Source organism: Pseudanabaena sp. UWO311 (assembly GCF_006937785.1).
In the GTDB taxonomy this organism is placed as follows: domain Bacteria; phylum Cyanobacteriota; class Cyanobacteriia; order Pseudanabaenales; family Pseudanabaenaceae; genus Pseudanabaena.
In genome coordinates, this window is the sequence record NZ_SJEE01000020.1 from 56223 (window position 1) to 68600 (window position 12378).

At 43.0% G+C, this 12378-nt stretch carries 11 protein-coding genes; all 11 read left to right on the plus strand.

The genetic code is table 11. The features are described 5' to 3' along the window. The first annotated feature begins 20 nt into the window (after positions 1–20). The 11 genes from PseudUWO311_RS15595 (at position 21) to PseudUWO311_RS15645 (ending at position 12374) form a co-directional block, all read left to right on the plus strand. Positions 21–1313, plus strand: coding sequence for an NAD(P)/FAD-dependent oxidoreductase (locus PseudUWO311_RS15595; RefSeq protein ID WP_142656167.1), 1293 nt, complete (start codon positions 21–23; stop codon positions 1311–1313). A gap of 95 nt (positions 1314–1408) precedes the next feature. Beyond that, complete coding sequence (locus PseudUWO311_RS15600) at positions 1409–1717, plus strand: hypothetical protein (RefSeq protein ID WP_142656168.1); 309 nt, start codon at positions 1409–1411, stop codon at positions 1715–1717. Between the two features lie 24 nt (positions 1718–1741). After that, on the plus strand, positions 1742–4417 hold the full coding sequence (gene mgtA, locus PseudUWO311_RS15605; protein ID WP_142656169.1) for a magnesium-translocating P-type ATPase: 2676 nt from the start codon (positions 1742–1744) through the stop codon (positions 4415–4417). After that, positions 4404–5327 carry a DnaJ C-terminal domain-containing protein gene (locus tag PseudUWO311_RS15610; RefSeq protein ID WP_142656170.1) on the plus strand — a complete coding sequence of 308 codons (924 nt, stop codon included), beginning with the start codon at positions 4404–4406 and terminating at the stop codon, positions 5325–5327. The genes mgtA and PseudUWO311_RS15610 overlap by 14 nt, the downstream gene beginning before the upstream one ends. Beyond that, positions 5324–5659, plus strand: coding sequence for a chaperone modulator CbpM (locus PseudUWO311_RS15615; protein ID WP_142656171.1), 336 nt, complete (start codon positions 5324–5326; stop codon positions 5657–5659). The genes PseudUWO311_RS15610 and PseudUWO311_RS15615 overlap by 4 nt, the downstream gene beginning before the upstream one ends. Next, positions 5656–6507 (plus strand): potassium channel family protein, encoded by an 852-nt coding sequence (locus PseudUWO311_RS15620; RefSeq protein ID WP_142656172.1) that lies wholly within the window; start codon positions 5656–5658, stop codon positions 6505–6507. The genes PseudUWO311_RS15615 and PseudUWO311_RS15620 overlap by 4 nt, the downstream gene beginning before the upstream one ends. A 228-nt stretch (positions 6508–6735) precedes the next feature. Then, the gene (locus PseudUWO311_RS15625) at positions 6736–8502 is read left to right on the plus strand and encodes a hypothetical protein (protein ID WP_142656173.1); all 1767 of its coding nucleotides are present in this window, start codon (positions 6736–6738) and stop codon (positions 8500–8502) included. Positions 8503–8878: 376 nt separating this feature from the next. Next, positions 8879–9100, plus strand: coding sequence for a TA system antitoxin ParD family protein (locus tag PseudUWO311_RS15630; RefSeq protein ID WP_142656174.1), 222 nt, complete (start codon positions 8879–8881; stop codon positions 9098–9100). Positions 9101–9105: 5 nt separating this feature from the next. After that, positions 9106–9393, plus strand: coding sequence for a type II toxin-antitoxin system RelE/ParE family toxin (locus tag PseudUWO311_RS15635; RefSeq protein WP_142656175.1), 288 nt, complete (start codon positions 9106–9108; stop codon positions 9391–9393). 256 nt (positions 9394–9649) lie between these two features. After that, the gene (locus tag PseudUWO311_RS15640) at positions 9650–10663 is read left to right on the plus strand and encodes a YhcG family protein (protein ID WP_142656176.1); all 1014 of its coding nucleotides are present in this window, start codon (positions 9650–9652) and stop codon (positions 10661–10663) included. Between the two features lie 364 nt (positions 10664–11027). Beyond that, a complete protein-coding gene (locus PseudUWO311_RS15645) occupies positions 11028–12374 on the plus strand; it encodes an HlyD family secretion protein (RefSeq protein ID WP_223807602.1) in 1347 nt (448 codons plus the stop codon). Positions 12375–12378: the final 4 nt, after the last annotated feature.

Here is a 12378-nt window from a genome sequence, read left to right on the forward strand (position 1 = left end):
TTGTCACAAGGAGAATAAACATGTCTAATGTATTAGACGGGATATCAGAATTTCCGCAACGATTAATAGCTTCTGAACCTCTTCCAACCTTAATTTTAGGTGGTGGTTTTACGGGCTTGTTCACAGCATTACATTTGAGCCGTCAGCATTATACAACTCCCACAATTCTAATCGATCGCGAATGGAATTTTATTTTTAAACCGCTATTGTATGAGTTTCTCAGTGGCGAGATGAACATGCAATTTATCCGTCATCGTTATGACGCACTTTTACATAAAAGTGGCATTGCCTTCATTCGTGATGAGGTGCAATCGATTGACCTACAACAGCGACAGGTTTGCTTAGCCTCTGGCTTACATTACACCTATAGCAATTTAGTCTTGTCCCTCGGTGGTGTATCGGATTACTTTGGAGTTGCGGGAGCTAGTGCAAATGCTTTAGCCTTTCGTACCAGTGACGATGCGATCGCCTTAGCGTGGAAACTAAGAGATTGTTTGCAACGAGCTACCCAAACTTCAGAACCACAGCAGAAAAAGACCTTATTAACCATTGCCATCCTCGGCGCTGGCAGCTCTGGCGTGGAGCTAGCTGCAACGCTTGCTGACTTATTGCCAGTCTGGTACAGTCCATTGGGCGGAGATATTGCCGATATTCGGATAGTCGTCATTCAACGGGGTAAACAGATTCTCAAAGGTGACAGCGATCGCCTACGTCAGACTGCTGAAGAAGCCCTGCAAAAACGTACTATATCCGTGGAGGTAATGCTAGAAACTGCGGTAATTGAAATTCGTCCCAATATAGTCGTGCTAAAACGAAATGATCAAATTGAAGAACTCGCTGCGACGACAATTATTTGGACAACGGGAATCGCCACAAATCCTCTCATTGACTCCTTATCTATTCCTGAAGGCGGTCGAGATGAAAAGGGACGACTCAAACTAACCGACACTTTACAACTTCTCGATTTCCCAGAAGTATTTGCGGGCGGTGACTGCACCGTAATGGAGCATCCTTTACCCGCAACCGCACAGGTGGCTTATCAGCAAGGAGTTGCGATCGCCCATAATTTGCAAGCGCTTTCTGAATGTCACTCTCCGACTGCGGTTAAGGTTGGTATGCGAGGAACGCTGATGAAATTAGGATTGAATGAAGGTGTTGCCGAACTCTTCGATCGCTATGAAGTGAAAGGTCATCTCGGTCATTTAATTCGTCAAGCTGCTTACATTGAGTTGCTGCCTACGCCAGCCAAAAACTTTAAGGGAACGCTTGCATGGATATCTGATGAGCTTTTCCAGAGATGCTCTGGAATATAACTTTTTAAGAATTGAGAGAGTCGCACCCACAGGGTTCAACTCTCTCAATTCTTGTCTGATTTTTATATGAGACACATACATTAAGGAAATTATTTATGGAAACCACCAAAAAACGTAGCCAATATTTTAAATATATTCGTTATCTTCATCGCATTTTTGCTCCGATTATGTTGTTGCCTCTATTGCTAACCACCATTACAGGAATAATTTATCAAATCCTAGATCTGACAGGTAAACAAAAGAATTTTAAGTGGATCTTAGGCTGGCATAAAGGAGCCTTTGGTGTAATTAATCTAGAACACATTTATCCATTCTTAACTGCCCTTGGTTTGTTGATATTGATTTTTACGGGAATTTCAATGTGGCGCACAATGCGGCGTAATTCTAGTAAACCAGCTATTTAGCGACACAGAAAAATTGAAAATTTTATGCAGACTTTAAATCAGACTACGAACTCATCTAAAAGCCAAAAGTCTAGCACCTCCAAGGATTCATCGGCATCACTGATCAGCATAGCTCAAAGCGATGTGGACGAAGTTCTGCACTTATTTGAAACTGAGTTAGAGGGACTAAGTGAACCTGAAGCCAAGCGAAGATTAGATAAATACGGAATAAATGAAATTGCCCGTGAGAAAAAAGTTGCGTGGTATGTCCAACTTCTAAAAACGGTGACTAATCCTCTCTCAATTTTGCTGATTGTGCTAGCGATCGTTTCCCTATTTACTGGAAGTACAACTGCTGCTTTAATCATTTTTATAATGGTTCTTTTTGGTGGATTATTGAGGTTCTCGCAAGAATTTAAATCGAATAAAGCTGCCGAAAAATTACGAGAAATGGTGAGCGCTAAGGCAACGGTTAATCGTAAAAATGAGCATACAAAGCCTGCATCTCCAACCAAAGATACTACTGGAACAACTAAAGGGAAAGAAATTGAAGTAAAGCTACTAGTTGCAGGAGATATTATCTTTCTTTCCGCAGGCGATATGATTCCTGCCGATGTCAGATTGATTGAGGCGAAAGATTTATTTCTGAGCCAGTCAACGCTCACGGGTGAGTCTCTCCCTGCGGAAAAGCATGTAGATCTAAGCGATCGCAATGAGAAAAATCCCCTAGAGCTAGCCAACCTCTGTTTTATGGGTACGGCGGTAGTCAGTGGCTCAGGAACGGCGGTGGTCGTAGAAACTGGCGGACATACCTACCTTGCCTCATTAGCAAAAACTGTTAGTGGTAGCAAGCCCCGCACAAGTTTTAATAAAGGTGTCAATGGCGTAACCATGCTGCTATTGCGGTTTATGTTGGTCATGGCTCCCTTAGTCTTTCTGATTAATGGCATATTTAAAAAGAATTGGGTTGAGGCATTCACTTTTGCGTTATCAGTAGCCGTGGGACTAGCCCCAGAAATGCTACCTGTGATTGTCACCGCAAATTTAGCGAAAGGGGCGATCGCGATGTCTGACAAAAAGGTGATTGTTAAAAATATTGATGCGATTCAAGACTTTGGCTCAATGAATATTCTCTGTACAGACAAAACGGGGACTTTGACCCAAGACAAAATCGTTTTGCAGAGACACTTAGATCCCTACGGACAGGAGAGTAATGATGTTCTTAAATACGCCTATCTCAATAGTTTCTATCAGACTGGTTTAAAGAACTTGCTAGATATCGCCGTTCTTGAACATGATCAAGAACTTGAATCCTTAGAAATTGAGAAAAACTATCAGAAATTCGATGAAATTCCCTTTGATTTTGTGCGGCGGCGGATGTCCGTTGTCATCGAAGAAATGGGAAAGCAACATGTGCTGATTTGCAAAGGTGCAGTGGAGGAAGTTCTCAAGGTTTGCACTCAACTTAAAGTCCACGATCGCGTTGAGACAATGGATGAGGCTGCTCGCACCAAAGTTGCTGATTTACAAAAATCTCTTAACTCTGATGGATTACGAGTAATAGCCGTAGCCTATAAAGTGATGCCAACCGATCAAGCCCATTATGCAATTAACGATGAGAGTGATCTGATTTTATTGGGAAATATTGCCTTTCTCGATCCACCAAAAGATTCTGCTGCGGAAGCGATTAAAGCCCTCAAGCGCTCTGGTGTTGATGTCAAAATCTTAACTGGCGATAATGAAATCATTACTCAGAAAATCTGTAAAGATGTCGGATTGCCAGTCCAAAATGTTCTATTAGGTAGTGATATTGAAGCTTTATCGGACGATAAACTTGCCGAAGTCGCCGCAACCACTACTATTTTTGCAAAATTTTCTCCCACTCAAAAAGCCAAAGTTATTCAAGTTCTACGCAAAAAAGGGCTTGTTGTGGGATATATGGGCGATGGGATCAATGATGCGGCGGCTCTGCGAGAAGCTGATGTGGGGATCTCCGTAGATACGGCTGTGGATATTGCCAAAGAAGCCGCCGACATCATTTTATTGGAAAAGAATTTGTTGATTCTCGAATCTGGTGTGATGGAAGGTCGCAGAACCTTTGCGAATATCATCAAATATATCAGGATGGGGACTAGCTCTAATTTTGGCAATATGTTTAGTGTCTTGGGCGCAAGTGCGTTGCTACCCTTTTTACCGATGCAGCCCGTCCAGATATTAATCAATAATCTTCTCTACGATTTTTCGCAAACGGGAATTCCCTTTGATGATGTCGATCGCGAAGACTTAGCCAAGCCCCCGCAATGGAAAATTGATAATATTCAGCGCTTTATGATCTTTATTGGACCGATCAGTTCTATTTTTGACTATGCTACCTATGCCTTGATGTGGTTTGTATTTGGGGCAACTACTAGAGACAATCAAGCTCTTTTTCAAACGGGTTGGTTTGTGGAAAGCCTGATGACGCAAACGCTAATTGTCCATGTTATTCGCACCTCTAAAATTCCTTTCTTCCAGAGTCGAGCTTCTTTACCGATGTTGATGATCACCGCTTCGGTCATGGCTGTGGGCATATATTTACCCTTTTCTCCACTCGCCTCAAGTTTAGGGTTTATTCCTTTACCAGCCGTTTACTTTGTCTGGCTAGCTTTCATCCTCACCAGCTATTGCCTACTGACCCAATTTGTAAAGACTTGGTTTATCAAAAAATATGGCTACAGCTAAAACTGACTTTAAAGACTATTACAGCGTCTTGGGAGTGAGCAAAACCGCCACTCCTGAAGAAATCAAGCGAGCATATCGCAAGATTGCCCGTAAGCATCATCCCGATCTCAATCCTGGAGATAAAGATGCAGAGGCAAAGTTCAAAGATCTGAATGAAGCGAATGAAGTACTCTCCGATCCAGAGAAGCGTGAGAAGTACGATCGCTTTGGGCAACATTGGAATCAGCCTAATTACACTGAAGCGCCACCACCAAGTGAAACTAATACTGGGAATGGCTTCGATCAGTATGGAGACTTTGATTCGTTTATTAACGATCTTCTAGGGCGATCGCAACGTCGAACCTCCAGTGACGGATTTCGCTCTCAAGTACCTGCACCAGACACCGAAGCCGCGATCATCCTTACATTTTCTGAAGCATTTCATGGTGTCCAAAAGCGCTTACAACTTGATACCGACACAATTAATGTCCGCATTCCCGCAGGTGCAAAAACAGGAAGCCGAATTAGACTCAAAGGTAAAGGTCGCCCTAGCCCGTTCTCTCAACAGCGTGGCGATTTGTATCTCACGATTGAATTGTTACCGCATTCCTTCTTTCACTTTGAAGGCGATCGCTTTGTGTGCAATCTCCCAATTCGTCCCGATGAAGCGATTTTAGGTGCAGAAATCAATGTGCCGACACCCGATGGCAGCGTGATGATGAAAGTCCCGAAAGGATTACAAACGGGACAATCCCTAAGGTTGCGTGGCAAAGGCTGGACATTGCCCAAAGGTGGACGTGGTGATTTATTTGCCAAACTTCAGATCGTTACGCCGCAAGATCTGAATGAGATCGAGCAAGAATACTACGAAAAAATCCAAGCCAATACTAGTTTTAGCCCACGCGATCGCTTAAAGGAGATTAAATTATGAACGAAGTTCTTTCAACAAACCATTCGTCAAGCCTCTCAACGATGGTAGTTTCCCTCGAAGGCGAACAACTTTACACCTTTGAGTATGCTGCATCCATAACGGAGACTTCAATTACAGTTGTACAGGTTTATGTCGAGTTAGGTGTAATCGAACCAAATGGCACAATGTTACATTCTCGCGAAATTGCCCGAATTGCTCAAATTCAACGTTTGCGTCGGGACTTGGGGCTAAATCTAGTTGGAGCGGCGATCGTGCTAGATATGGCTCAGGAACTCGCGCAACTGCGGGCAAGACTCAAAGCGCATCAGACCCACCCAGCCAACCAACTATGAGATATCCCAACCAATTGCCAAAATCAGCACCAAAAACACCGCCCGAATCAACTCCCGATCTAGCTATAGATCGAGAACGTTACGAACTACTCCAACAGTGGGAAAGTTGGTTAGAGATGCCGATGCTAGTGCTGAGTTTTGCTTGGTTAGGACTGCTGATAGTTGAGCTAGTTTGGGGTTTGAATCCGCTCTTAGAGACGATTGGCGTTACTATTTGGATCATTTTCATTTTAGATTTTTGTCTAAAATTCTTGCTTGCGCCACACAAACTTTTTTACCTCAATCACAATTGGTTAATCGCTTTCTCTTTAATCATTCCTGCGTTACGAACTTTAAAGATCGTGCCAATCCTTCGCTCTTTGCAATCAGTTCATGCTGTGAGAGGGTTGCAGTTACTGGGAATCATGACTAGAACGAATAGAGGAATGCGCTTGCTTGGGGCTAGTATGGAACGTCGAGGAATTGGCTATGTGTTTGCCCTAACGGTGATTGTCGCTTTAGCTGGTGCGGCGGGAATCTATACATTTGAGCATAGGCTGACCGATGGGGCAGTTGGGATTGCGGATTACGGTACGGCGCTATGGTGGACTGCGATGGTGATGACCACAATCGGCTCGGATTACTTTCCCAAAACTGAGGAAGGACGGGTGCTGTGTTTTTTATTGGCGGTATATGCGATCGCCTTGTGTGGATATGCGACAGCAATATTAGCGACATTCTTTGTTGGTCAAGATGCTGAAAGTGATGAAGCTGAGATTGCAGGTACAAAATCCATTCAAGCATTGCAAGTAGAAATTGCTGCTCTACGCAATGAAATTCAAGCTTTAGCTAAACGCGATTTAGAGTAGTAGCGATCACCTTCAGCAAACCTATAGAAAATATATCGTTGAAGCGATCACACTTGAATTAAAGTAGAAATCTGCCGTATTTTGTCATTAGTAGTGTAATTAAACCGCAATTGTGTTAAAACTTTAAGTTATTCGCCAAAGTTTCAGCATATTTCTGTCTTCTAGATATCAGGATTCTAGTGGTCTGTCAGTAAACAGCAGTATTTACATTCTAGAGAAACAATAGTGATGCCATTTAACTACATTGGATCCTTCCCAATTCCCACAGCCATTCTTCCTGCAAAACTTCGTGACCTCTTGGATCCCGTCGGCTTCGATCCCCAGCAGAAGGTCGAGGTTGCCTGCTTGTTTGAATCAGATCCTCATGGATCCAATGTTGAGCATGTCCAGCTTCATACTGCTTTAGTTTTAGAAGGTGAAGACGAGCCAGTTGGACTGTTGTACGAGGCAACTAGAGGAGGTATAGTTGAATATGGAACTCCCATAGATGTGCGGGGATGTGCCGCCGAATTCTCCCCATCAATTAGTGGTCTCGACTATATCATTGCTTCTTGGGGTGATGGTTCTTTTTTTTCATTTCATCTGGCTGAAAAGGTTTGGATGACACTAGGATTGACACCACGATGTGTCGGGAACGATCAACAACGTCTTATCTACGATGATCTCGGACTACCCGAGTTTGGAGTCGTAGAAGGTGAGATTTCCAGCGAGTATTATTGGGAATCAAAGCGCAATGTCAGTTGGAAAATGACCAACGAATATCTACGAAAGTATCTTTGGCTGCGCGGAGCTAGGGCAGTTAGGATATTTTTCTATATGAAGCTGTTGCCTGATCGAGCTGCGCTTCGTGATTTGATGAGGGGGCAATCACATATTGTGTTGAAACCCAGTGAGGGCAGTGCTTGGTATTCGCTCGACATTCGCGAACATAAGGACGGCTTACTGATTCAAGTGTGGTCATCCGTAGAGGCAGCGACCTGCGAACTGTGTCCTGAACAGAGTGCAAATGGGCTTGTGTGGCCTGGAAGCACAGAGCCGATGACACATACTCGCGCCAATGCATTGGTCGAAATAAATCCAGTTTTCTTAGATGATAAGTTCCTCCAGCGTTACGAAGAGAATGCCTTCTACGATACAGTGCCATCTCAGCCTTATGGCGACTGGCATTGTAGCCCTGCGTACAAAGGGCAATGGAGCTTTACTGACTGTGTCAGGGTTGGACGAAATCTAATTAAGGTGCCTATGCGAGAGCTATACAAGCCTAAGCCTGATCGAGAAATTATCCATGCACACGCATTTGCTCTGAGTGAAGTGGAGATATCGCATTTTGATATAAATGCAGAACACATCGTCGCGAAGACAAAGCGACTTCTTGACCAGCTTTTATGGTTAGGAGATAACCTATCGAGACTTGGCGCAAGTGTTGGGCTACAAAAGACAGCGTCAGAACTGGTTGGTTTTTCCCGTGAGCAACTATATGCGAATGGCTGGATGGTTTATCCAAATCTGTGCCGATTGGCTCAGGTCGCACCCTTGAACATGACCCAACAGGCTTTTCTTGCACGGTGCAAGAGCCTGCATGAAGTCTGGCAGAAAGTGCCTAACGGGTATCTGAAGAAATTGCTCGAACAAGCAGGTTGCCCGCGTGATGCGGTTAAGGATCTAGGGTTAATCAAGTTGCTCCAGTCACTGACAAATATTGTTCAACTTTTGAATAGGCACGAGGAACCAATTGATGACTTCAGATCGCCCCATGTACGCGAGGGCTGGAGCGATAGGAATAATGCCATGGCACCTTTGTTTTTGAACAATGATCTGCGAATTACCGACGCGCACGAATCGGTCAGCGAATGCCTTAATACTCTCCAGACCATGGGTTTTGACATTGCTCATGTAAATGATGGCTATGGACTAGCTCTTGATTTTGTGATGGATGGAGTAATTGAAGCTCTGCGGTTCTTCAACTCCGCTGCCGAAGCTTTGCTAAATCGCTAGGGAGAAAAAAGCAAAAGCCCGAAGCAGATGTCAAGAAGTTGCCCTAATGTCGTATAACAAATCCAATGCATCGGTGATTGGGAATGTTATGCCAAACCGATATGCCCGTTAAAGTTATCTATTTCTACCTGGAATTAAGTAAGCAAAATGGTTGGCTTCGTTGTTGAGTTCTGAGAAGTTATCTATCGGTGATCGCAAAGATTAATAATCAATAAGTGATCGCCTAAAATCACGACTCACGGTAATAGCGATCGCCGTTAATCATCAACACTCATGACAATATTTCACAAGGCATCAGACAATCAGAGCTTAGAGACTTGGTTGCAATATGCAACAATTTGATGTATATTGCAACAAGCTTGATTGAGGTTTTACCATGTCTATCGCAATCAGAATTTCCGATCATTTAGCTCAAGAGGCAAAAAGTCGATCTAAAGCGATGCATCGCTCAGTTGCGGGTCAAATTGAATATTGGGCGGCAATGGGCAAAATCCTTGAAGACAATCCAGAGCTTTCGTTTGGCTTTGTTCAAGCAATATTGATTAGTCGTGAGCAAGCTAAGAATTCAGAATTAACGCCCTATGAGTTTAGTGAATAAATCCGATGGGTGAAATTCAAGTTTTTCAAACGCCCTTATTTTCAAAAATCAAGAAAAAGTTAAAGAAAAATCAAATCAAAGATCTTGATAATGCGGTACGAGAAATTATCAAAAATCCCGAACTTGGGGAACAAAAAAAGGGTGATTTAGCCGATGTCTGGGTTTATAAATTTAGAATGGTTGATCGAGAAAATCTCCTTGCGTATCAATGGGATGAAAAAACGAGAACTTTAATTGCCCTTGGAGTTCATGAAAACTTTTATCGTGACATCAAAAAATATAAAAATTTCTAAATTTATAAAAATTGCTGTAACATTTCTGCTGTCGCTTTAACTGTTTTTTCTAACTGAATTCACCCGCACTAGCTAAGACTAAATGTGAAAGTTGCGATCGCCCAGAAATCTCGACTCACGGTAATAGCGATCGCCTTCAGGAGATAGACTGTTGATGCGATCGCCGTGTAAAAAACAGAACAAACATTTTTAAATCCAGAAGCGCAAGGTGGAGGATAATTTGTCTGGACTAAAAAAATATCGTTAAGTCATACCTATGGAATTGACCCCGATTGTCGGTTACAGCTATCTACTAGAAAGGATTTCCCAAACTTACACAGAGGGTCGTATCCAAGCAGTTCAGGCTGTAAACATTCATCTCGTTGAAACATACTGGCAGGTAGGGCGGCACATTGTCGAGTTTGAGCAAAACGGTAAAATTCGAGCGGACTACGGCAAAGGACTCATCAGTAGCTTGTCTAAAGACTTGAATCTTCGGCATGGCAAAGGATTTAGTCGTAGTAACCTGATCCGTTGTCGTCAGTTTTACCTAAACTATCCAAAAAGTGCGACACTGTCGCAGCAATTAAGCTGGTCTCATGTGGTGGAATTACTAAAAATTGAAGATCCGCTAGAGCGCAATTTTTACGAACAGCAAACTCTGCTAGAACGCTGGTCAGTCCGTGAGCTAATCCGCCAAAAGGAAAGTGCGCTATTCCTACGCTTGGCGGCTAGTAAAGACAAGGAAGGTATTTTACAACTTTCTCAGCAAGGGCAAATTGTTGAGCAGCCAGCCGATCTATTGCGTGAGCCTTATGTGTTTGAGTTTCTAAAAATCCCTGAACCTTGGAAAGTATCAGAAAATCAACTTGAAACGCTTCTGTGTAATCACCTTCAGCAATTTCTATTGGAACTAGGCAAGGGATTTACTTTTGTAGGAAGGCAATACCGCGTAATGCTCAATAATACGCATTACAAAGTAGATCTGGTTTTTTACCACCGAATTTTGCGCTGTTTTGTGTTGATCGATCTCAAGATTAATGAGGTACAACATTACGATATTGGACAGATGAATATGTATTTGGGATATTTTGCTAATGAGGAAAATATCGAAGGAGACAATCCACCAATCGGAATTATTCTCAGTCGGCAAAAGGATGAGCTATTGGTAGAATATGCAACTTATCAAATGAATAGCCAGTTATTTGTACAGAAGTATCAGCTTTATTTGCCGAACCGTGAGGAGTTACGCCGCGAGATTGAGTTAACGTTAAGAGAAGTGGAGTTATGAGCCTACTTTCCCTTATGGGCAATTACCGATCACCCATACAACAAATCATTTGCAGTTGATTATGTTTTAAAGCACAGTAATAGCGATCGCCTATAAATCACGACTCACTGTAATAGCGATCGCCTTTAGAAGACAGATTGTTAATGCGATCGCCACTATTCGCTAACCTAAACTTAAATCTTGATTTTTAATCGAAAATTGCAAATTGTGTCGTAGTCAATCAATTCATGCACCAAACAAAACAACTACCTGTCAGATTAATAGTTAGGAAGCCTAAAATTTGCCTAATCGATGCGTTACGTTGGCAATAACACATCATCCAAATAATTAAGGCTTTCTAATTATGCGCTTATGGAGTGTAGATGTGATTACGGACAAGGATAAATTTGAAGAGCATATTAACAATCTATCGAATACATCACATCCAGCACTAGATGGGAAAAAAGAAGCAATAGTAATTTTGTCGGAGCAACCAGAAAAGCCAAAACCAAAACGCATTAAACCGATCGCATTTGTCTTAACAGGATTAGGCGTTGGCGCAGTCGTGGCTGGTATATTTGGCTATCGTTATTGGCAATATGCCTCCACCCACCAATCAACGGATAATGCGACTGTAGTTGGGCATATTCACCAAGTTAGTAGCAAAATCGCAGGAACTGTCACCCATGTTCTCGTGAGTGACAATCAGCAAGTGCAGGTTGGGCAATTATTAGTAAAGCTCGATCCTACAGACTATGAGAATAAAGTTCAGCAGGCTCAAGCCAAACTAGAAGCGTCGAAACGAACGGCAAACGCTGCTCAAGCGAATATTGACCTAGCATCTCAAACTACCAGTGGCAAGACCACTCAAGCGCAAGGAAATGTTAGCACCGCCTATGCTGCAATTGCCAACGCTCAAGCCATTATGCAAGAGGCAGAAGCAGGAATTCCCCTTGCTCAAGCACAAGTAGAGCAAGCCAATGCCAGTTTGGAAAATGCTCAGATTGATTTCAATCGCTATGATGCTCTGTTCAAGCAGGGTGCGATCGCTAGTCAGCAATTGGATTCAGCTAAAGCCACCTTGGATATTGCTAAGGCTCAGAAAAATTCGGCTTTGCAAACAGTGCAACAAGCTAGAGCAAGAGTTGCTCAAGCACAAGAGGGAATTGCCAGTGCTCAAGCTCGACTTGCTGCATCTGGTGGTGAATTGGAACAAGCTACAGCTAGCGGACAGCAAACAACAGTAAATCGTAGCGAGTATGAAGCCGCCCAATCTGCGATCGCGCTTTCAGTTGCTACTCTCAAGGATGCTCAATCACAACTTTCGTACATTGATGTCTTCGCCACAAATGCGGGGCGAATTGGCAAGAAAACTGTGGAAGTAGGTAATCGCATCCAAGTGGGAGCGCCACTTATGGCTGTCGTCGAGAATAATTATTGGATTATAGCTAATTTCAAAGAGACGCAGCTAAACCGCATCAAAACGGGACAGCTCGTAGAAGTTAAACTAGATGCATTTCCCGATCGCACTTTCATTGGTCGGGTAGATAGTATTTCTCCAGCTTCTGGTTCTCAATTCTCATTATTACCACCAGACAACGCGACGGGCAACTTCACCAAGGTCGTTCAACGCATTTCCGTAAAAATCACCTTAGATCCACAAAGTGTCAAAGGTTACGAATCACGAATTACCGCAGGCATGTCTGCGGAAGTTACGGTCGAAATCAAATAATTTT

Bases quoted from the DNA above. Each gene is read 5' to 3' on its own strand.
- PseudUWO311_RS15595 (WP_142656167.1), top strand. From the start codon at position 21: ATGTCTAATGTATTAGACGGGATATCAGAATTTCCGCAACGATTAATA.
- PseudUWO311_RS15640 (WP_142656176.1), top strand. From the start codon at position 9,650: ATGGAATTGACCCCGATTGTCGGTTACAGCTATCTACTAGAAAGGATT.
- PseudUWO311_RS15635 (WP_142656175.1), top strand. From the start codon at position 9,106: ATGGGTGAAATTCAAGTTTTTCAAACGCCCTTATTTTCAAAAATCAAG.
- PseudUWO311_RS15625 (WP_142656173.1), top strand. From the start codon at position 6,736: ATGCCATTTAACTACATTGGATCCTTCCCAATTCCCACAGCCATTCTT.
- PseudUWO311_RS15600 (WP_142656168.1), top strand. From the start codon at position 1,409: ATGGAAACCACCAAAAAACGTAGCCAATATTTTAAATATATTCGTTAT.
- PseudUWO311_RS15630 (WP_142656174.1), top strand. From the start codon at position 8,879: ATGTCTATCGCAATCAGAATTTCCGATCATTTAGCTCAAGAGGCAAAA.
- mgtA (WP_142656169.1), top strand. From the start codon at position 1,742: ATGCAGACTTTAAATCAGACTACGAACTCATCTAAAAGCCAAAAGTCT.
- PseudUWO311_RS15610 (WP_142656170.1), top strand. From the start codon at position 4,404: ATGGCTACAGCTAAAACTGACTTTAAAGACTATTACAGCGTCTTGGGA.
- PseudUWO311_RS15620 (WP_142656172.1), top strand. From the start codon at position 5,656: ATGAGATATCCCAACCAATTGCCAAAATCAGCACCAAAAACACCGCCC.
- PseudUWO311_RS15615 (WP_142656171.1), top strand. From the start codon at position 5,324: ATGAACGAAGTTCTTTCAACAAACCATTCGTCAAGCCTCTCAACGATG.